The sequence below is a fragment of the Enterobacter sp. WCHEn090032 genome, from assembly GCF_003986875.1.
In the GTDB taxonomy this organism is placed as follows: domain Bacteria; phylum Pseudomonadota; class Gammaproteobacteria; order Enterobacterales; family Enterobacteriaceae; genus Enterobacter; species Enterobacter sichuanensis.
In genome coordinates, this window is sequence record NZ_RXRN01000007.1 from 150,910 (window position 1) to 170,031 (window position 19,122).

A 19,122-nucleotide genomic window follows, 5' to 3' on the forward strand; every position below is an offset into this window, starting at 1 on the left:
AAGAAGACAAAAATGAATATAACCTGATTCATTTTCACTGCGGCGATAACGTCAGCCTGATGTTAAGACAGTAAAAAAATGAACCGGAAAATGAATAAAAATCATCAGTCGGGCGTTTACTGACGTCACTCTCTTCTGACTCAGGAGCTAAATATGAACACCACCTCGTTTCGTCTTGTCCCGCTGCTGATTTTTTCCCTGCTGTCTCCGCTGGCGCTGGCCATGGGCGATAATAGTACCGAGAGTAAAACGCCTGACTGTCCGTCCGGACAGGTGTATGACAGCTCAACCCAGAAATGCGTGCCGGACAAGAGCAGCAGCCTCAGCGACCAGGACAAAACCCACTATGCGTACCATCTCGCGAAAAAAGGAGAGTACCAGGCGGCGCTGAACCTGCTGGATTCCCTGAAAAACGGCAACACGGCAGAAGCGTGGAACTATCGCGGGTATGCCACCCGTAAGCTTGGCCGCACGGATGAAGGGATTGGTTACTACCAGCGTGCGCTGGCTATCGCCCCGGATTATGCCAAAGCCCGGGAATACCTCGGTGAAGCGTGGATGGTGAAAGGACGGCCTGACCTCGCGAAAGAACAACTGAAGGTGATTGCCGGTATTTGTGGCCACTCCTGCGAGGAGTACCGTGACCTGCAGGCGGCCATTAACGGACATCCGGAATCCTGATTTTCTCGTGGAGGGAAAACCCATCGCTAGCCGTGAGGTTCGTCAACAGCTCGCCGCACACCTGCCGCGCCTCTGGCGCTATGGGCTGGTGTTGTCGCGAAACCGGGATATCGCCGAAGAGCTGGTTCAGTCCACCTGCGTGCGCGCGCTTGAAAGAAGCAGCCAGTATACGCCGGGTACACGCATCGACAGGTGGCTGTTCGCGATCCTGCACTCCATCTGGATCTCCGAGCTTCGGGCGCGGCATGTCCGTCAGGGGCAGGGGTTTGTCGCCAGCGACGAGCTTCTGGCACCGGACACGCGTGAGCAGGCTGAGACGCACCTGCATTACCTGAAGGTGATGCAGCGCGTTAACGCGCTGCCTGAAGCCCAGCGCAACACGGTTTTTTTGGTTTATGTCGAAGGCTTTACCTACCAGGAGGCGGCGGACACCCTGGCGGTGCCAGTCGGTACCGTGATGAGCCGGCTGGCCACGGCACGGGCAACGCTTGCCAGGTCCGCCGATGTATTGCCTCCGGTAAAGGAGAAACGCTCTTGAACTCGCACCGTTTTACACCGCCCTATAACGACGAAGCTATCGTGGCATGGATAGATGGCGAGATGTGTCGCGCCGACGCGCAGCAGTTTGAAGAACAGCTGAAGCGTGACGAACGCCTCTCCGGGCGGACCGCCGAGCTGATGAAAAGCAGCCAGGATTACGCCGGGGCGTTTGCCTCTCTGCTGGACGACGCGCCTTTGGCACAGATGGAGGCGCGTCTGGCGGCACTTCCCGACCCGCAGGCCACCACGCCGCCCGGCGTCAGCAGGCGGGCGCTGATTGCCGCCTCGGTCAGTTTTTTGCTGGTGGGTTCCGGGCTGGGGTATCTGCTGCGTCCTGCTTCCGCCCCTGACGATGAGAACGCCCATATCCGCGACCTCGAAGCACAATATATGTCCCTGTACAGCGTGGAGACCCTGCTGGATATGGACAGCGCAGCGCCGGTCCTGCAGCGCGGGCTGGAACGGGCCGCGCAGGATATCGGTATAAAACTGCAGATGGCGCAGCTTACCCTGCAGGGAGCAGAGCTGAAAATGGTGCGGATGCTGCGCTATGAAACCACCTCGATCGCGCAGGTTGCGTGGATCAACGCCGACTACGGCCCGATGGCGCTCTGTATCTCTCCTGTCGATGAGAAGACAACGGCCTCTCTGCGTCAGGAGCAGCGGCACAGTATGAACCTGGCGTGGTGGCAGGATGCGGGCTACCAGTTTGTCCTGATTGGCCGCAACCCGTCGTCTCACCTGCGGGAAAACGCGGAACAGCTGCAGCGCGCGATCTCAAGATGACGGCACCGTGTTCGTCTGTATCGCAATGGTGATGGCAATCCGATCGTCAACGACCAGCGCAAATTTATCCATCCCGTAGGACGCGCGAGATATCGCGGTGGTGGCATCCAGCGTGAGGGCCAGCGCATGCGGGTCTTTCACTATCGCCTCCAGGATCACCGGGCGGGCGAGGTTGCGTACGGTCAGCGTGCCGAACACCCTGAACCGCCCGGCGCCCCGGGCGACCACCCGGGAGCTGATGAACTCGATAGTCGGGTAGTGCTCTGCATCAAAAAACATATCGCTTTTCAGCTGCCAGGTGAGCAGCTTGTTTGAGGCCACCAGGGTAGCCACGGGTATGGTGACGTGGATATGGTCGTCGAGGTCGTTATCCGGATTGAGCGTCACGGCACCCGTCACGCCGCTGAATGTCGCCCAGGAAAGTATACCGCCGAAGGCATGCCACGAAAGTCGAATGGCGGTGTTTTCGGTATCGATAAGGTAGCTTGTCGGGGCAGCCAACGCCCACGGACAAACCAGAATCAGCAATATCACCAGGCGTCGTAGCATCTCAGGATCTCAGTCAGGGGGCTGGGAGTAAACGCGTCACCCCCGGGATCTATTCGACTTTTTTTGCGTTATCAGAGGCGTCTTGTGAGTAGTGTAGACGTTGGGAAGCAAAGCGGCAGGGAATAAAAAAGGCCGCGTGGGCGGCCTTTCGGAGGGGTTACTCAGTGACTTTCTTTTCCAGCTCGCTGGCACCTTCTTTGGTTTTGTTCCAGCCTTTCTCAGCGCCTTCTTTGGTGGCATCCCACCCTTTCTCGGTGCCTTCTTTGGTTTTATGCCAGGCTTTCTGGGAATCTTCGCTGACCTTGCTGCCAAAGCTTTCGCTTTTACCTTCCGCAGCGTGTTTCTGCTTCAGCTTCAGCTCTTCACCTTTGTTCTGCTCTTCATGCAGTTTTTGCTTCGCCTCGTTGGCGTTTGCGTTCGCCGCCGCGACGGTATCGTCAGTTGCATGTGTGGTCGCAGCAAATACTGGAGAAGCCAGCAGAACGGCAGATAATGCGATAATTGTTTTTTTCATAATATCCTCATTTAACGTTATCGGTTATGAGCGTGATTCAGCATGGCACAGACGAAACGGGGTGGCTTTAGGAAAAAACTGTAATGAGATCAATGTGCCGTGATGAACGGTATTTCTCTTGAGGATTATCCAAAGGATAAAACGCCTGTTTCAATGAGGGCGGCAAGGGTCAGGAGAATGAAGAGAATGACGACGATGGGTCTGTACATGGTGAGGTTCCTTCCGGGTTTGGGCGGCTAATCCGTAGCGCTGGGTGGTGTGGATTTTTTATTCTCCACAGGGGAAGGGGAGGTGTCGTTGATATTGGTCAAAGGGATGGGGGGAGCAATATAAAGTACTGGTCAATTGGTCGGTTTTTTTGTAAAGATAACGGTATATCGCTTCCCGCGAAATTATCATTTCATCAGGTGTTGCTGTACTCTTTATCTTTGGGATCTTCTGTTGGATGGCTCCCCTCAAATTAACATATAAAGCCTGGCGTTTAATAAGAGCGAATTAGCCCTCTGTTCATTTAATGAAAAATGACTGTTCCTTCAAAAATTTCTGGCCTGAATATAAATCACTCGATATTCTGTAATGCTTTGTCTTTTTTGTGAACAGGAAAAAGTATGCTTAGTGCATTACCCGAGTTACACAGAAGTTTTGCAGAGCAACTCAGGCTTACATTTCAGGCTGATTCGCGGATCCACTCCCTTCTCGCTGGCGGCTCGCTTGTTCATGGCGCAGCGCTTTGCGCTCGCCGGAACACTGGGCCATCTGCTCCATGCTTTCACCGGGGAACATGTCGGAGAGCCTCGTCTGCTTATCTGCCTGTTGGGCGGTGCTTGCCATGCTGAAAGCCAGAACGTGACCCTGAAAGGTATCAGTCTGGTTCGCCCCCGCGTTCAGACGACGTTTGCGAAAAAATGGTCGTCTGAATTTCGGTTGTGACGCTCTGACGGAATGCTTAGATTCATTTTCAATCTATCGAGAGGATATGAATATGAACTATGCAGACCTCCACAACCCGCATGATCTCCTTCTTATCGCTAACGTCTGGGATGCTGCCAGTGCTGTCGCAGCGCAAGAAGCCGGTTATCAGGCACTGGGAACGTCCAGCGCAGCAATCGCGTCCACACTGGGATATGAAGACGGGCAGGGAATGCCGTTTGATGAGCTATTTTATATGGTCACCCGTATCCAGGCTGTCAGTAAACTGCCCCTGAGCGTTGACATGGAAGCAGGGTATGGGGATTCAGCCGAAGAGATAGCAGCCAACCTCAGACGCCTTGCACAGACAGGCGTAGCAGGCGTTAACCTTGAAGACAGCAGAGTCATAAACGGGGTGCGTCAGCTTGACGATGCCTCTGATTTTTCCCGTATTCTGAGCACAGTATGTGATGCGCTGAGAAGCGAAAATTGTCGCCTGTTTCTGAACATCCGGACCGATACTTACCTGCTCGGGCATAAAGATGCGTTGCAGGAGACAATATCACGGGGTCAGCGCTATAAAGCTGCAGGTGCTGACGGCCTTTTTGTTCCCTGTCTGACGTCAGAGAAAGACATCAGCCTCATTGCACAGGCATCGGGGCTGCCTCTGAATGTGATGTGCATGCCCGATCTTCCGTCATTCGACAGGCTGAAACGGGCCGGGGTAAGCCGCATTTCAATGGGCAATTTTGTTCATTCGGCCATGCAGTCAACGCTGTCTGACATCATGCATGCGATCCGATCCCGTCAGACGTTTGAAGGACTTTTTAGTGATGAAAATAACCGATAAGAATTTATGCGATATCTGGTATCAGGCATTACTTGAACGTGCTTCAGAATATACTGGCGTGTTTTTTGTTGGCGTCAAAACCACGGGCGTATTCTGTATCTCGGTATGCCGGGCACGAAAGCCCAAACGCGAAAATGTTGAGTTTTATAAAGATGCCAAATCTGCCCTTGCGGCCGGCTTTCGTCCCTGTAAGGTCTGCCGACCCGCTGAAAATGCGCACAGTGCGCCATTATTTGTTGAACAGGCGCTTGCGCTTGTCAGGCGCGATATTAAATCCCGCGTAACCGACGCGGAGCTACGCCAGCATGGCATCAGTCCGGAGCGGGTAAGACGCTGGTTCCTGCAACATCACGGCATCACTTTTCAGGCTTTCCAGCGAATGCAGCGGGTCAACGTTGCCCTGCAGGAGCTGAAAAGCGGACGCGCGGCGACGGACGTTGCGCTGGACAATGGCTATGAATCCCTGAGCGGGTTTGGTTATACCTACAAGCGGCTTACTGGTGCAGCGCCGACTCAGACAACCCAGGTGATTGTGATTCACCGGTTTACCACCACGCTTGGGCCGATGTTTGTCTGTGCGACAGAGCGGGGAGTGTGCCTGCTGGAGTTTACCGATCGCCGGATGTTAGAAACAGAGTTTCGCGATATTCAGCGGTTATTTAACGCCAGAATTGTCACCGGAGAAAACAGCCATACCCGGCAGGCAGTAAAAGAGATTGGCGAGTATTTTGCCGGAACGCGCCGACAGTTTGATCTTTCTTTAGATGCTCCGGGCAGTGATTTTCAACAATCCGTCTGGCAAGAACTGCGTGCAGTTCCCTATGGACAGACCTCACACTATCAGGCCATTTCACTGCGGCTTAATAAGCCAAATGCCGTGCGCGCTGTCGCTGCTGCTAATGGTGCAAACCGGATTGCGATTGTGATCCCTTGTCACAGGATAATTGGAAAAGATGGCGCGATGACGGGTTACGGAGGGGGAATTTCACGCAAAGAATGGCTTATTGAGCATGAGAGGAAGAATGTTTAATGGGGTGATGCTTCAGTGTCGCCGGGAAATCTTCTGGGCTTTCAGGTCTTCATCAGTCGCTGAGTCTGCATACTTCTCAGGAGCATTTATCCAGCTCAGCGGAAAGCTTTTTCATTCTGTTAAATAGTGACTTCAGCTTACGTTTTCCGACGCCGGTGCGGCAGTTATCGTTATGTACTTTTTCAGACCTGACACCCGTTTAACACCTTTGGGATCCGAAACAAAAGGAAGCCGCAGACGAGGTGAATCGGACACTTTCAGTATCCAGATATAATCCCCAATAAACCTGAAATCCACGCTATTGTCAGTAACCTGGAGATCCGCAAACGTTCCTGTCGAGTACTCATTTCCTAAATGAACAATTTCTTTAAGCCCGTCATGAACGTCAATAAGGGCAATTGTCAGGGATTCCTCGAAAATAATGTTATCCGTCAGAAACAGGATGTAGCGCTGCCCATTAACCTGGACTGCTGCTTCAAGCACCTTCCCCGGCACAAGAATGCCGGTGCTTTTACCATTGAGCACAACGTCAGATTGAGCCTGGGATACATCGGTAGCTTCGCGAACCATAACCAGAGATATTGAATTAACCTGTTGCATAATCACTTCCACAAACGTCCTGTTACCCATGCAGTACAAGCACTGCCGACGAAGCCATCGATAGTTGTGCCAACGCCTCCTATTGAATGATAAGGCCGTCTGGCAATTTCTGGTATCCATTGAAGCCTGAATACGCGCAAAGTTGTTCATGCCGGGAACCTGGTTTGCATCTTTTCCCAACATTTTTTGTCGTGGCATCGTCTGAACCCAAAATTAGGATAACGTTAAGGCGTATGTTCTTAACGATAACATCACCTGATTTATTCGTAGGAAAAGATGGCTGAAAAAAATGCAACACGGGTACGCAAGGGTATCAACTTTTGACCAAAATCTTGAATTTCAGTTAGAGATTCTAAAGCGATTAGAATGCGATCACATTTTTGAAGATAAAATATCCGGTTCAAAATCAAAACGACCGGGCCTGGATAAGATGATGAAGTCATTGCGGCCAGGCGACACCGTCATCGGCTGGAAGCTGGACCGGCCTGGACGCTCACTCTTACACCTTGCCACTTTACTGCGCTATTTTCGGGCTAATAATATTGAACTTATCTTAATCACCGAAGGAATAAGAATAAGCACTTCAATCGACCGATTCGCATACACAATGCTGAGTACTGCGGCTGAGATGGAAAGAGAAAATATAATTGAAAGAACGCGAGCAGGGTTAGCTGTGGCCAGGGCAAAGGGGGAGAATAGCTGGCAGGAGACCGAAGTTAACACCAGAGCAATGGGTGCAGGCGGGACGTTTGTTCGCAAACGGCGTGGACAGAAAGCAGGTTGCGATTATTTATGAGGTAGCAGTGTGCGCTTTGTATAAAAAATTTCCCGCTCTGACTGTCGAAACTACTGATATGTAAAGGGCTATTGATTGTAGTCTGAACGAATGTATTATTGAAAAGCATTAGTGACATGGAGGTCTAATGTATAACCATAACCGTGACAGAAGTCAGTTTGAGTATAAAGTGCGAGAAATTGAGCTTCTTACAGAGCAAATCTCCTTAAGGCATTTATTTTATGGTACATCTGGTCTGTTTTTTGATGTTCAACAGCTCGTTGGTCATTTGAAAAGAGAGATTGAATCCCACTGCCTTACCTTTCTCGGGGGGACTCAAATCCTTGACGAACAGATAAGACACCTCCGTGAACAGGATGAGTTGCTTACGTTTAACCGAGCAAAAGTATTTATAATTGTCGAAAAAAATCAGACAACAACGACCATTGCTCTCAAGCAGATTGGCTTTGTTGCAGGCGGAGCGCAGGTTTATGGTGGGGCTAGTTTATGTGTTGGATCACTGGGGCTGGCGTGTGCTGCGTACGGAGCTCCGATGATTGCTCATGGGTTAAATAATGTATACGAAAACGGGTACTATCTTCTTTTCCGTGAAGAACAATCAGGAACCCTGAGAGATGCGTACAGATATGCTGCAAAAACGCTGGGTTATGGTAATAAACAGGCAGATTTAATTTACGGTGTAGTTGATCTCTCTTTATCAGCATACGGCGCGGGAAGAAAAGTTCTGGCACCCAGAGAAAAGTCATGGAGTTTGTTTCATAATATCCAATCTGATTATATCAGAGGCTGGCAAGAGGCATCCAAAACCGCAATCACTCTGGACGCGACCAGTAGTAGCATTACAGGTTGGCAGATGTACCAGATAACTAAAGGGAACTGATTATGCCACAAGATTTGGAATTTTCGCTTTATCCTCCTATCTGGCCTGCTGTGGTCTATTTTATTGTATCTATTGTGGTTTTCTTCTTGCTTTATCTGGGGAAGTTAAAAGTTAACAGGCTTCATAAATATCCATTATTTATTGCTTATATGATATTTGTAATCGCTATTGCATCCATTCAGATAAACATCTTTGCAAATGGCTACGAATTTGTAAGCGGCTTTTTGCATATTAATTTTGATCCCTATCGATATGACTCGGTATATTGGGGATCCTTGTTTTTCTCCATGCTTTACTTGCTGGCGACGCCTAAGAACAATTTTTAGCATTCCAACTTTAATAGAGACGAGGTAGTTCAACGTGTCGGTTTTGGTGGCTGAGAATATGTTATAAGCAATAGTGGGCTGTCCAGTGTGGTTAAGGTTGCGGCCAGCGATCACATGCGAGCCGTGTGGACTGACTCCGCCCTGATAGACGATCCTGCCCTATAGTTTGAGCATAGGAGGAATGTATGGGCATCCCACGATTTACACCTGAATTTAAGGAAGAAGCCGTCCGTCAGATAACGGAATGCGGTTATCGACGTTAAAAAATGGGAAATTAATCAGGCTGCCGGTCGCTACATCCGCTCGCATGAGGAGGTGCAGCGCATCAGCATCCGCGACCGTTTAAATGATTTTATGCAGGTGCACGGCGCGGAGCTGGCCGCCGCCCTTGCCCCTGAACTGATGAATTATTCCGGGCAACACTCCGCCGTTCAGCGCTGCGCCATGCAGCACTCACTCGACTATCTGCGTGAGGCGCTACAGCTCTGGCTGGTCGCCGGTGAAAAAATTAATTATTCGGCGCAGGATAATGACATTTTAACGGCCATCGGATTCAGACCTGACGCGGTTTCGCGCGATGATAGTCGTGAAAAATTCACGCCTGCACAGAACCTGAATTACCCCCGCCGCCGTGCAGAACTGGCCGTGCAGTAGTCCGCTTAAAACTCCCGAAAATCCCGCTATTATCCCGTAAAAAAGCCATGCATGCATAAGGTGCATGGTTTTGCATACGTTTTACCGACACTGAATCCCCCACCAGCGCCAGCACTGACGAGCCCTGAGGCCGCTAATGCATCTGCATTAAAAGCGATCCCTTAAGCGGGCAGGCGGGGCGGGGAGAGCATTGCGCGCAGATAAAAGAGATTAAACAATATCTTAAAATGTATTTTGCGATGACAAACTATTTGCAGTAATAGTTCGCGAGCTCCAGTGTTGAATAATATTTTGAGTGAAATCATTCCTAACGAGTTTTGCTCTGAAAAATGTTTCTTCATTATTTGAAGCTCTTACGTAGATACCCTCAGCTAGAGAGTCGCTATAAAAAGATTTTTTAATAAACTTGGGCAACTCTTCCAAAGAGAAAAAACCTTTTTTGATCAATGGGACAGTCTCGATGCCCATGAGTGTAATGAGTTCATTTCGTTGTTCGAAATTAATGAATTTACCTGAGGCTTTGTTGTAAATATCAAATGCCAAAAAATAATCCGGGAGGTGTGTGTAATGAATTGAATGTTTAGCGTAACACCACTCGCCAAAAAGTATATGCTTATCGCCTAACACATCAAATAGAATGTCTCTTTTTGATGATATCCATTTCTCTAAAGGCTTCCATTGCCCAGTGAATGGGGGCATTAAGATAGCGCCTCTGTTTTGTAAGATAATATCAGCGTCTGAGTTGAAAGATATTCCTAAATTAGCGCCATCAATTTTTTCTTCTATAATTAACTCCTTGTTGAATATTTCTTTCTGTAAATTTTCAAGAAGAACTTTATCGTTTCTTACGTCCTTTTTCGTTGAAATCGAAAAGTGTGGTGTGCTTGGGAATTTTAAACTAATCTCATTCATTTGCATTACCCATTTTTCTTTGGTAAATTGCTTGAATATAATTTTCATCCATAAAATGCACTTCAATGCCAACTTCCGCTAATGCGTTTTTCCATCCCCACCATTTACTATCAACTGCCTGATAAATGCAAGGTTTCTTCGGGTGCGCATTGGATACTGCTACAAATTTCCGATCTGAAATATCGAAATTTTCCAAGCCTTGGTGTTCAGGAAACTCCATATAAGTATCATTATGCTTTGTTATGTTTACTCTATCTTCATCTGGAAAATTCCATCTATTATCATGTAGCCATTTCATAAATGCATCCCCCTGACCAGGGGAGCCGCCAAGATTTAATTGACCTCGATATTCATTAAATATTTCGTCTGAAGCATCAAGAACTAGTCCTTTGTCTTTTGTGCTAGTTATTTTTTCTAATAGGCTAATGCAACTCATTACACAATCATAGTTTTCAAGAGTAACTCCAGCACCACCAACTGCTAAGTTGGCAGTTTTGGGAACATTTGTATCTAAAATATAATTATTAGGAATTTTCATTTTTTTTCAACTCCTTGAGCCTTTTTTGCATGGCAGCTTTTGATTGTGCAGTTATATCACCCATCTCATCACCGAAGAAATGCTCAGGCCAGTTTTTTATATTCCCAAAGTCATCAATTAATAATGGGGTTAGTGTCGGTTTGTCTTTTATAAAATCTGAAAAATATGCCGATACTTTTTCTTTGCTGATTTCATTTTCCGCGATTCGTCGCTGTAACCTTCTCAGAAAATGTTCGGAATGAGTTTCAATTATTAACTGAATGTTTCTATCTGTACCATTTTCTTTCGACCGAATTACATCAATTAATACATCGGCTAAAACGGATTGAGCCTTCGGATGAAGATGTATTTCTGGTTGTTCCATAAGTATAACCGATCCACTAGGAGCATAAAAACACTGTACTAGAACAGGTAATACTTGAGATATGCCAAATCCGACATCAGGTAAATCCACCCAAGACCGTGAACCCTTGGTGCAAACTTTAACCTCATACTCTTGGCGATTCTCAGATATAGGCTTTACGATGAAATCATCAATGAGACCCATTTCCTTTAACTTAAGAGCTATAATTTCTTCGAATGGCTTAGCCGTTTTTCTATAGCCAAGGCCAATTTTACGCTCTTTAGCGGAGAGAATGGCGGAAATTGTATTTTCACCAGCAAAGCCAACGCTTTCAGGTCTTATTCCTGACCAAGGGTATAACCTAGAAGGTTTAATTCTTAATGGGCCAAGATAATAAAGAGAACGGAATAATTGCTCATGGCGAAGATTTAATTCTTGTACAAAGTCTGCATTCTGATAATAAGCTACAACCTCATCTGGGAAACCATAGAATCGGACTGCTTCTTTAATTGACCATACTCGACCTTTCTGCCTTATTAAATTATAATTTGAAAACTCTGTTTTGAAATCATTCTTTGAGTTTTCATTTCTATTTAGTCCAACAGAGAAAGTTAATTTGCTTTCTTTATAAATATCATAATTAAATCCCGCCAGTTCAACAAGGCGTTGGTTTGCATTAAAAGAAACCGATGCGCTAAAAGATATTTCATCACCTAGGAACGTGTTTGTGCTGATAGGATCTCTAACTTTTAATTCATCGGAGAGAGCCCATGTGTATTCGAAAGATATATTTTTGGAAATATCTCTTTGGTTTACCATCTCATGGTATGAACCAAGTTGTACTGCTGTTTGTGGTCCACCAGAGTACAGGGGGCTTTTTCTATCTGGTGAATCGATGGTTTGTTTAAGCATCATCAAAAGCTGACCAATGCTTGATTTACCCGAGCTATTTCCCCCAAAAAATAAAGTGATAGGAGCCATAGCAATATCTTGCGTGTCTTCCCATGCTTTAAATTCTTTTATTCTTAATCTCTTAAACATTTCCTCTCCCAACTAAATTTTATAAACAGCATTACCCCACCAGTGCATTAGATCTAACCTTTGCTCTAGGTAGGTTGAGCGGTTATAAGCCCTACGCACTTCATTTTTATCGGAGTGAGCCAGGGCAGATTCAATCACATCAGGATTGAAGTTCGCTTCATTTAGAGCGGTGCTTGCGATTGAACGTAAACCATGTGCCACCAATTTTCCACCATAACCGATTCGTTTTAAAGCAGCATTTGCCGTTTGGCTATTCATTGGTTGCTTTGGATCATTCCGACTCGGAAAAACATGTTCACGATGAGCACTGATTGGCTTCATCACTGCCAGAATCTCTAATGCCTGAGGAGATAAAGGTACAATGTGTTCACGCTTAGCCTTCATCCGTTCGGCTGGAATAGTCCAGAGCTTTGCATCTAGATCGATCTCTGCCCACCGAGCACCGGAGGCCTCAGAAGGACGCACAAGCGTCAGGAGTTGCCATTCAATGAGACAGCGAGTCGGCACAGACAGATTTGACATGATTAAAGAACGCATAAGCTTCGGCAATTCTTCCGGTCGCAATGTCGGCATATTTTGTTTTTGGGCTTCTCAAAGGCCATCCCAACACCGGATGCTGGATTGGCATCAATCAAACCAGTGTTTACCGCATAAATCATTATCTCGTTAATACGCTGCACCAGTCGACGTACAGTCTCAAGCGCTCCACGAGCTTTGATTGGCTCAAGGGCTTCAACCAATGTTCGGGCTTTGATTTGCTGAACGGGGATTTCACCGATGGCAGGGAATACATCTTTCTCCAGTGAACGCCAAATGTCTTTTGCGTAATCAGGGGTGACGCTTTTGCTTTTGAGCTGGAACCAGTTAGCAGCGACCGTTGAAAAATACTGTCCAGAGCGATTTGCTGCTGTTGCTCTGCAACTTCGGCCTGAATTTGTGGGTCAATTCCGTTAGCTAACAAGGTAAGGTAATCCGTTCTTAACCCTCGGGCATCAGCAAGCGAAAGGGCGGGGAAAGCACCTAGCCCCATCATTGTCCGTTGTTTTGTCGCAGGACGTTGATAACGAAAGCGCCAGAGCTTTTTTCAACTAGTTTTCACTATCAGGAAAAGGCCATTGCCATCATGCAGCGTTAGATCCTTCTCTAACGCTCTAGCGCGAAGAACTTCGGTATTGGTCAGGGGGCGTGTTGTCCGTGCCACTGTGGCCGCTCCTTCATGAATTGGTATACGCTTTTAGGTATACATCCTACCGTATACCTAAACGTATACCAATAATCACCGGATTTAGTCGGATGTTCTCGGACAAGGACAGACACAAAAAAGCCCGCAGGGCTTGTGCCGTGCGGGCTTTCAGGACTTCATCAGTCGACTCTGGTGATCGCTGATGGAGAATTTTGGTGGAGCTGGCGGGAGTTGAACCCGCGTCCGAAATTTCTACATCCTCGGTACTACATGCTTAGTTTGTCTTTACATTCGCACGCCAGCTGCGGACAGACACGCCACTAACGAACTAGCCTGATTAGTTTTAACGCTTCAACCCCAGGCAGGGCTTCCACGCGATCTCTTTTGGGTTTGACCTCTCTTTGATCCCCGTCTTAAGAGCGGAAGCTAGGGAGAGAGGGCTCAGAGCAGGTTATTAAGCTGCTAAAGCGTAGTTTTCGTCGTTTGCGACTATTTTTTTGCGGCTTTTAACGAGGCAAACCGCCCCTCGGCATGCACCTTGGGTTTCGCAAATCCCGTCGAATCCAGAATCAGCCCCAATAGTGTTGAACTAAGTATACCAGATTTCACTTCCTGGATACCAGCCCGGAACGCTAACTTATTGAATAGTACAATAAGTGTGCAGAATCAACGTCCTGCGTTTTTCATGATGCGCGCTTTGTCGAGCTGCCACTCGCGCTCTTTCAGGTCAGTACGTTTGTCGTGCTGTTTTTTACCTTTCGCGACGCCAATTTTCACTTTGCACCAGGCGTTTTTCCAGTACAGCGACAGGGCGACCACGGTGAAACCTTCACGGTTAATGCGCCCGTAAAGGGATTCCAGCTCACGCTTGTTCAGCAGCAACTTACGGGTGCGCGTTGGGTCGCACACGTAGTGTGAGGAGGCGACGGTCAGCGGCGTAAAGTTCGCACCGAACAGGAAGGCTTCGCCATCTTTCAGGATCACGTAGCTATCGCCGATGTTGGCTTTTCCGGCGCGCAGCGATTTTACTTCCCAGCCCTGCAACGCAAGGCCCGCTTCGAATTCTTCTTCAATGAAATACTCGTGGCGAGCACGCTTGTTGAGCGCAATGGTCGCCGAGCCTGGTTTATGTGCTTTTTTCTTCGTCATAAGTGTCGTAAAGCCGTCGGTAATCTGATTTCAAAAAGTCACCTCATTGCGTCCTGTGAGGTCTAACGCGCTATCTTAGCACGAGATGAGGCTTAGCGTTTTTTTAACAGGTGATAAATGTTATTATTTGTCCGTTGTGTGACCATGGGAAATGCTATGCCTCAGATTAGCCGTACTGCGCTTGTGCCTTACAGCGCGGAACAAATGTATCAGTTAGTGAACGATGTTCAGTCTTATCCAGAGTTTATTCCGGGATGCACCGGGAGCCGCGTTCTGGAGTCCGGCCCGACGCAGATGACGGCGGCGGTGGATGTCTCCAAAGCGGGGATCAGCAAGACGTTCACCACCCGTAATACGCTGACGAGCAATCAGAGTATTTTGATGCATCTGGTGGATGGTCCGTTTAAAAAGCTGATGGGAGGCTGGAAATTTACGCCCCTGAGCGCTGACGCCTGTCGCATTGAGTTCCATCTGGACTTTGAGTTTACCAATAAGCTGATTGAGCTGGCGTTTGGCCGCATCTTTAAAGAGCTGGCCTCGAACATGGTTCAGGCGTTCACCACCCGCGCCAAAGAGGTTTACAGTGTCGCATAAGATTGCGGTAGAAGTGGTGTATGCGTTGCCGGAGAAGCAGTACCTGCAGCGCGTGACGCTGGAAGAGGGGGCGACCGTCGAGGCGGCTATCCGCGCTTCCGGCATCCTTGAGCTTCGCAGCGATATCGACCTGGCGAAAAATAAGGTCGGAATTTACAGCCGTCCGGTGAAGCTGGGGGATGTGCTGAAAGAGGGCGACCGGGTGGAGATTTATCGTCCGCTGATTGCTGACCCGAAAGAGCTGCGTCGCCAGCGTGCGGAGAAATCTGGTAAGTAGCGGTTTCTTTCCCTCACTCTGACCCTCTCCCCAATGGGGCGAGGGGGTCAACAAAAAACAAAAAAGGTGCTCAATGAGCACCTTTTTGCATTTCTGACACCGAGTTATTTGGTCAGGGCAGGCTTGTTGTCGATGTTAGTCAACACACCAGCGCTGCTGAAGGTCAGCGTCAGGGTCTGCTGGGTTGCATCTTCATGGCCCGGCTTCTGACGGAAGACATAGAACCAGGTGTTAGTGCCGAACGGATCGGACATCATCGGGGTTCCCAGTGCATAAGCGACCTGCTGTTGTGTCATCCCCACACGGATTTTAGACACATCGTTAGGGGTAAGGTAGTTCCCCTGGTTGATGTCAGGACGGTAAACCACTTTCTCCAGAGTGGAACAGCCTGCGGTCAACATCAGAAGAACCGCTGCGGCAGCGGTCAGCATTTTACAACGCATAGTGATTTGATTCCTTTTCGGGCCCGAGCAGAACGCGGCTCATATGTAATATGCCGATGATAATAGACCTTGCCCCACTTTGAAACCGGTCTGGCGGCGTTTTTGTTGTTCTGTATGACCCTGAGATCCCGAAAAAGTTTATGCCGCCAGCAGTTCTTTCGCGTTCGCGAGCGTATTACGCGTCACTTCGCTGCCGCCGAGCAGGCGCGCCAGCTCCTGCAGACGTGCACGTTTATCCAGCGGCTTCATGTGCGTTTCGGTCATCTCGCCGTCGGTTTCCTTACTGACGATAAAGTGATGATGTCCACAGCCCGCTACCTGCGGCAGGTGGGTGACACACATCACCTGCGTTGATTCGCCTAACTGGCGCAGCAGTTTACCGACCACCGCCGCCGTCGGGCCGCTGATCCCGACATCCACTTCATCGAAAATCAGCGCCGGGGTTTCCATTTTACGCGCGGTAATCACCTGAATTGCCAGCGCAATACGCGACAGTTCACCGCCGGAGGCCACTTTGGAGATTGCCTGCAGCGGCTGCCCCGGGTTGGTGGTGACGCGGAATTCGATGCGATCCGCACCTTCTGCCGTCAGGTGGTTTTCTTCGAAGCGAACATCAATGGTGAAGATGCCGTGCGGCATCGCCAGCGTGTGCATGCTGTCCGTGATGTGCTGGCTCAGCTCCTGAGCGTAATGCTGACGGATGTCGTGCAGCTTTTGTGCTGTCGCCAGCGCCTGTTCATGGTGCAGGCTCACTGCCAGAGAGAGGGTTTCCAGGGAGTCAGCCTGATCGTCAAGCTGCTGCTGCTCTTCCAGCAGAGACTGATAGTAGCCCGGTAGCTCTTCCGGCGTGACGTGATGCTTGCGTGCAAGCGAGATCTGACGGGAGATACGCTGCTCCAGCTCAAACAGACGGTTCGGGTCGAGATCGAGACGTTCACAGTAGTGGCGCAGTTCGTCACCGGCTTCGGAGATCTGAATGGCCGCCTCTTCCAGCATATCCAGGACGCCAGAGAGTTTGCTGTCCATGCCGACCAGTTCGGTAAGCAGCTGACGAACGTTATACAGCTGGCTCTGCAGGTTCACATCTTCGCCATCCGCCAGCAGGTTGAGCGCATTCTGGCTGGTTGAGAGCAGGTGGCCGCTGTTCGCCAGGCGTTTATACTCTTCGTCGATTTGCTCAAACTCACCCGCCTGCGGGTTAAATTCGTTCAGCTCTTTCAGCTGGTATTCCAGCAGCTCTGCGCGAGCGGCGCGCTCCTGGCTTTGCTGTTGATGCTGGGCAAGTTCCCGGCAGCTTTGATGCCACTGGCGATAGTGCTCTGCCATAAGTTGAGTAAGCGCGTACTCACCCGCATAGCCATCCAGCAGCGCTTTCTGCTGTTCGGGTTTAACCAATTGCTGATGCGCGTGCTGACCGTGGATCTGGATAAGCAGCTGGCCGAGTTCGCGCAGCTGGGAAAGCGGAACCGCCGTGCCGTTGATAAAGCCACGGGAGCGACCGTCGCTGCTGATCACGCGGCGAAGTAAACACTCACGTCCATCTTCAAGCTGGTTCTGTTCCAGCCAGCGCTGAGCAGCAGGGGTGTCTTTCAGGGAGAAGCGGGCGCACAGGTCGGCACGGTTCGCGCCCATGCGCACCATGTCGCCCTCTGCACGGCCGCCAAGGCACAAGCCGAGGGCATCAATGGCAATGGATTTACCTGCACCGGTTTCCCCGGTGATCGCCGTCATGCCGCTGTGGAAATCGATCTCAAGCTCACGAACAATGGCAAAGTTGCTGATGGTCAGTTGTGCCAGCATAATTGTTTTCCTGTATGAAAAACCATAACTGTGTTTTCATACAGTATAAACTGGTTTTATATACAGTAAAGTGCTGGATGCAAAATCAGAACAATTTTTTTGACCAGCCAAGCTTTGAGCTTAATGTGTTGAAATAACTGTAATCTTTCGGGTGAATGAGATTCAGGTGGTAATCACACCGGCGAATCAGGACGTCTTCACCCTCCTGGATTGGCAGCGCTATCTGGCTGTCGCAGCTGATCTCCAGGTCGTTACGCCGGTGCGAGAACCGCAGACGTATCGTGCTGTCGCCGTTGATGACCAGCGGCCGGGCAGAGAGCGTGTGCGGGAACATCGGCACCAGGGTAATGGCATCCAGAGACGGGGTCAGGATCGGCCCGCCGGCAGAAAGCGAGTAGGCGGTTGAGCCGGTCGGGGTGGAGATAATCAGCCCGTCAGAACGCTGGGAGAAGGCAAAGATTTCATCGATATAAACCTCGAATTCAATCATGTGCGCCACTTTACCGGGGTGGAGGACCACCTCGTTAATCGCGGTGCTGATGCGTTTCTGGCAGTCCTGCTGGCACACCTGCGCTTCCAGTAAAAAGCGCTTTTCACTGATATAGTGGCCTTCCAGCACGTCGGCCAGCTGCTGCTGCGCATTGTCCGGGTCGAGGTCGGTGAGAAAGCCGAGATTGCCACGGTTGATGCCGATGACCTTGATGTCATACCGCGCCAGCGTGCGGGCCGCGCCGAGCATGTTGCCGTCGCCGCCCACCACTACGGCGAGGTCGGCCTGTTGGCCAATTTCCGCCAGCGTGCCGGTTTTGACGCTCTTAAGCTGCAGCTCCTGGGCAATCTGCTGCTCGACCATCACTTCATAGCCTTTGCTACACAACCAGCGATACAACATTTCATGTGTCGTCAATGCGGTAGGGTGACGCGGATGCCCGACGATCCCAATACACCTGAAATGATTATTCATTTTCTGGAGGTCCTTGTGCCTGATGAATGATGACAATCTGTCTTGTTCCCTTGAATCCCGGAAACTGATCCCCATAATAAGCGAAGTTAGCGAGATGAATGCAGAAAAACGCGGAGAAATTCATGAGTAGTAAAGAACAGAAAACGCCTGAGGGGCAAGCCCCTGAAGAAATTATCACGGAACAGCACGATGAAGTTGAGGCTGTAGAGCCAGACGCATCTGCTGAGCAGGTGGACCCGCGCGATGAAAAAATTGCGAATCTGGAAGCCCAGCTGGTAGAAGCACAGAATCGCGAGCGCGACAGTGTTCTGCGCATCAAGGCGGAGATGGAAAACCTGCGTCGTCGTACCGAGCAGGACGTTGAGAAGGCGCACAAGTTTGCGCTGGAGAAATTCGTCAACGAACTGCTGCCGGTGATCGACAGCCTCGATCGCGCGCTGGAAGTCGCTGACAAAGCGAATCCGGACAACGCGGCGATGATCGAAGGCATCGAGCTGACGCTGAAATCCATGCTCGACGTGGTGCGTAAGTTTGGCGTGGAAGTGATTGCCGATACCGACGTACCGCTGGATCCAAACGTTCACCAGGCGATTGCGATGGTGGAATCTGAAGAGATTGAAGCCGGTAAAGTGCTGGGCGTGATGCAGAAAGGCTACACCCTGAACGGCCGTACCATTCGCGCTGCGATGGTAACCGTGGCGAAAGCGAAAGCGTAATTTGCCGCACGCGTAGTGCCGGGTGGCGGCTTCGCTCACCCGGCCTA

20 protein-coding genes, 1 other RNA gene and 4 pseudogenes are annotated in these 19,122 nt (G+C 49.7%); 13 read left to right on the top strand and 12 right to left on the bottom strand.

The features are described from left to right. Positions 1-153: 153 nt before the first annotated feature. Genes EKN83_RS08150 through EKN83_RS08160 form a run of 3 tightly spaced genes read left to right on the top strand, consistent with a single transcriptional unit; the run spans position 154 to position 2,007 of the window. Entirely contained in the window at positions 154-681 is a 528-nt protein-coding gene (locus tag EKN83_RS08150; protein WP_126800651.1) for a tetratricopeptide repeat protein, read from the top strand. 7 nt (positions 682-688) lie between these two features. Further along, entirely contained in the window at positions 689-1,219 is a 531-nt protein-coding gene (locus EKN83_RS08155; protein WP_126800652.1) for an RNA polymerase sigma factor, read from the top strand. Next, on the top strand, positions 1,216-2,007 hold the full coding sequence (locus EKN83_RS08160) for an anti-sigma factor family protein (protein ID WP_126800653.1): 792 nt from the start codon (positions 1,216-1,218) through the stop codon (positions 2,005-2,007). Before EKN83_RS08155 ends, EKN83_RS08160 begins: the two co-directional genes overlap by 4 nt. Here the strand turns inward: EKN83_RS08160 and EKN83_RS08165 are convergent. Continuing rightward, positions 1,999-2,556 (bottom strand): YceI family protein, encoded by a 558-nt coding sequence (locus tag EKN83_RS08165; RefSeq protein ID WP_126800654.1) that lies wholly within the window; start codon positions 2,554-2,556, stop codon positions 1,999-2,001. The genes EKN83_RS08160 and EKN83_RS08165 overlap by 9 nt on opposite strands. A gap of 157 nt (positions 2,557-2,713) precedes the next feature. Then, positions 2,714-3,070, bottom strand: a complete 357-nt coding sequence (locus EKN83_RS08170; RefSeq protein WP_008502540.1) for a hypothetical protein — start codon at positions 3,068-3,070, stop codon at positions 2,714-2,716. A gap of 608 nt (positions 3,071-3,678) precedes the next feature. Here EKN83_RS08170 and EKN83_RS08175 point away from each other — a divergent pair. From EKN83_RS08175 to EKN83_RS08185, 3 genes and pseudogenes are all read left to right on the top strand, one after another. After that, positions 3,679-3,925, top strand: a pseudogene (locus EKN83_RS08175) (nucleotidyltransferase domain-containing protein); the annotation flags it as partial. Between the two features lie 127 nt (positions 3,926-4,052). Further along, positions 4,053-4,829, top strand: coding sequence for an isocitrate lyase/phosphoenolpyruvate mutase family protein (locus tag EKN83_RS08180; protein WP_126800655.1), 777 nt, complete (start codon positions 4,053-4,055; stop codon positions 4,827-4,829). Continuing rightward, the gene (locus tag EKN83_RS08185) at positions 4,813-5,859 is read left to right on the top strand and encodes a bifunctional transcriptional activator/DNA repair enzyme AdaA (RefSeq protein WP_047959287.1); all 1,047 of its coding nucleotides are present in this window, start codon (positions 4,813-4,815) and stop codon (positions 5,857-5,859) included. Before EKN83_RS08180 ends, EKN83_RS08185 begins: the two co-directional genes overlap by 17 nt. Before the next feature lie 132 nt (positions 5,860-5,991). On the opposite strand, the gene EKN83_RS08190 is transcribed toward EKN83_RS08185, so the two are convergent. After that, positions 5,992-6,459: a hypothetical protein gene (locus tag EKN83_RS08190; protein ID WP_126800656.1), complete on the bottom strand. Its 468-nt coding sequence runs from the start codon at positions 6,457-6,459 to the stop codon at positions 5,992-5,994. Between the two features lie 289 nt (positions 6,460-6,748). On the opposite strand from EKN83_RS08190, the pseudogene EKN83_RS08195 reads away from it, so the two are divergent. The 4 genes and pseudogenes from EKN83_RS08195 to EKN83_RS08210 form a co-directional block, all read left to right on the top strand. After that, positions 6,749-7,319, top strand: a pseudogene (locus EKN83_RS08195) (recombinase family protein). A gap of 63 nt (positions 7,320-7,382) precedes the next feature. Beyond that, entirely contained in the window at positions 7,383-8,135 is a 753-nt protein-coding gene (locus tag EKN83_RS08200; protein ID WP_126800657.1) for a DUF4225 domain-containing protein, read from the top strand. A gap of 2 nt (positions 8,136-8,137) precedes the next feature. Continuing rightward, positions 8,138-8,461: a hypothetical protein gene (locus tag EKN83_RS08205; protein ID WP_025759271.1), complete on the top strand. Its 324-nt coding sequence runs from the start codon at positions 8,138-8,140 to the stop codon at positions 8,459-8,461. 252 nt (positions 8,462-8,713) lie between these two features. Continuing rightward, a pseudogene (locus tag EKN83_RS08210) lies at positions 8,714-9,115 on the top strand (phage polarity suppression protein); the annotation flags it as partial. Between the two features lie 222 nt (positions 9,116-9,337). Here EKN83_RS08210 and EKN83_RS08220 read toward each other — a convergent pair. The 6 genes and pseudogenes from EKN83_RS08220 to smpB form a co-directional block, all read right to left on the bottom strand. Further along, complete coding sequence (locus EKN83_RS08220; RefSeq protein WP_185857659.1) at positions 9,338-10,033, bottom strand: RNA ligase family protein; 696 nt, start codon at positions 10,031-10,033, stop codon at positions 9,338-9,340. Then, on the bottom strand, positions 10,020-10,565 hold the full coding sequence (locus EKN83_RS08225) for a hypothetical protein (protein WP_126800659.1): 546 nt from the start codon (positions 10,563-10,565) through the stop codon (positions 10,020-10,022). The genes EKN83_RS08220 and EKN83_RS08225 overlap by 14 nt, the downstream gene beginning before the upstream one ends. Continuing rightward, positions 10,552-11,949: an AAA family ATPase gene (locus EKN83_RS08230; protein ID WP_126800660.1), complete on the bottom strand. Its 1,398-nt coding sequence runs from the start codon at positions 11,947-11,949 to the stop codon at positions 10,552-10,554. The genes EKN83_RS08225 and EKN83_RS08230 overlap by 14 nt, the downstream gene beginning before the upstream one ends. A 12-nt stretch (positions 11,950-11,961) precedes the next feature. Next, positions 11,962-13,150, bottom strand: a pseudogene (locus EKN83_RS08235) (integrase domain-containing protein). 195 nt (positions 13,151-13,345) lie between these two features. Next, positions 13,346-13,709, bottom strand: a transfer-messenger RNA (tmRNA) gene (ssrA, locus tag EKN83_RS08240). Positions 13,710-13,798: 89 nt separating this feature from the next. Then, a complete protein-coding gene (gene smpB, locus EKN83_RS08245; protein WP_024908331.1) occupies positions 13,799-14,281 on the bottom strand; it encodes an SsrA-binding protein SmpB in 483 nt (160 codons plus the stop codon). 156 nt (positions 14,282-14,437) lie between these two features. Between smpB and EKN83_RS08250 the strand changes: the two genes are divergently transcribed. Together EKN83_RS08250 and EKN83_RS08255 are read left to right on the top strand one after the other, a co-directional pair. Beyond that, entirely contained in the window at positions 14,438-14,875 is a 438-nt protein-coding gene (locus EKN83_RS08250) for a type II toxin-antitoxin system RatA family toxin (RefSeq protein ID WP_003863117.1), read from the top strand. Further along, positions 14,865-15,152 (top strand): RnfH family protein, encoded by a 288-nt coding sequence (locus EKN83_RS08255; RefSeq protein ID WP_025759268.1) that lies wholly within the window; start codon positions 14,865-14,867, stop codon positions 15,150-15,152. The genes EKN83_RS08250 and EKN83_RS08255 overlap by 11 nt, the downstream gene beginning before the upstream one ends. 104 nt (positions 15,153-15,256) lie before the next feature. On the opposite strand, the gene bamE is transcribed toward EKN83_RS08255, so the two are convergent. The 3 genes from bamE to nadK all read right to left on the bottom strand — a co-directional run bounded on the left by bamE (position 15,257) and on the right by nadK (position 18,359). Then, a complete protein-coding gene (gene bamE, locus EKN83_RS08260) occupies positions 15,257-15,595 on the bottom strand; it encodes an outer membrane protein assembly factor BamE (RefSeq protein WP_008502502.1) in 339 nt (112 codons plus the stop codon). A gap of 138 nt (positions 15,596-15,733) precedes the next feature. Continuing rightward, entirely contained in the window at positions 15,734-17,395 is a 1,662-nt protein-coding gene (gene recN, locus EKN83_RS08265; protein WP_025759266.1) for a DNA repair protein RecN, read from the bottom strand. Positions 17,396-17,480: 85 nt separating this feature from the next. Next, positions 17,481-18,359 (bottom strand): NAD(+) kinase, encoded by an 879-nt coding sequence (gene nadK, locus EKN83_RS08270; protein ID WP_008502500.1) that lies wholly within the window; start codon positions 18,357-18,359, stop codon positions 17,481-17,483. A 122-nt stretch (positions 18,360-18,481) separates the two neighbouring features. Between nadK and grpE the strand changes: the two genes are divergently transcribed. Then, positions 18,482-19,075, top strand: coding sequence for a nucleotide exchange factor GrpE (gene grpE, locus EKN83_RS08275; protein ID WP_008502499.1), 594 nt, complete (start codon positions 18,482-18,484; stop codon positions 19,073-19,075). Positions 19,076-19,122 lie beyond the last annotated feature (47 nt).

Coding starts and splice junctions, on each gene's coding strand:
- EKN83_RS08150 (WP_126800651.1), top strand. CDS start 154: ATGAACACCACCTCGTTTCGTCTTGTCCCGCTGCTGATTTTTTCCCTG.
- EKN83_RS08165 (WP_126800654.1), bottom strand. CDS start 2,556: ATGCTACGACGCCTGGTGATATTGCTGATTCTGGTTTGTCCGTGGGCG.
- EKN83_RS08170 (WP_008502540.1), bottom strand. CDS start 3,070: ATGAAAAAAACAATTATCGCATTATCTGCCGTTCTGCTGGCTTCTCCA.
- EKN83_RS08180 (WP_126800655.1), top strand. CDS start 4,053: ATGAACTATGCAGACCTCCACAACCCGCATGATCTCCTTCTTATCGCT.
- EKN83_RS08185 (WP_047959287.1), top strand. CDS start 4,813: ATGAAAATAACCGATAAGAATTTATGCGATATCTGGTATCAGGCATTA.
- EKN83_RS08190 (WP_126800656.1), bottom strand. CDS start 6,459: ATGCAACAGGTTAATTCAATATCTCTGGTTATGGTTCGCGAAGCTACC.
- EKN83_RS08200 (WP_126800657.1), top strand. CDS start 7,383: ATGTATAACCATAACCGTGACAGAAGTCAGTTTGAGTATAAAGTGCGA.
- EKN83_RS08205 (WP_025759271.1), top strand. CDS start 8,138: ATGCCACAAGATTTGGAATTTTCGCTTTATCCTCCTATCTGGCCTGCT.
- EKN83_RS08220 (WP_185857659.1), bottom strand. CDS start 10,033: ATGCAAATGAATGAGATTAGTTTAAAATTCCCAAGCACACCACACTTT.
- EKN83_RS08225 (WP_126800659.1), bottom strand. CDS start 10,565: ATGAAAATTCCTAATAATTATATTTTAGATACAAATGTTCCCAAAACT.
- EKN83_RS08230 (WP_126800660.1), bottom strand. CDS start 11,949: ATGTTTAAGAGATTAAGAATAAAAGAATTTAAAGCATGGGAAGACACG.
- smpB (WP_024908331.1), bottom strand. CDS start 14,281: ATGACGAAGAAAAAAGCACATAAACCAGGCTCGGCGACCATTGCGCTC.
- EKN83_RS08250 (WP_003863117.1), top strand. CDS start 14,438: ATGCCTCAGATTAGCCGTACTGCGCTTGTGCCTTACAGCGCGGAACAA.
- bamE (WP_008502502.1), bottom strand. CDS start 15,595: ATGCGTTGTAAAATGCTGACCGCTGCCGCAGCGGTTCTTCTGATGTTG.
- recN (WP_025759266.1), bottom strand. CDS start 17,395: ATGCTGGCACAACTGACCATCAGCAACTTTGCCATTGTTCGTGAGCTT.
- nadK (WP_008502500.1), bottom strand. CDS start 18,359: ATGAATAATCATTTCAGGTGTATTGGGATCGTCGGGCATCCGCGTCAC.
- grpE (WP_008502499.1), top strand. CDS start 18,482: ATGAGTAGTAAAGAACAGAAAACGCCTGAGGGGCAAGCCCCTGAAGAA.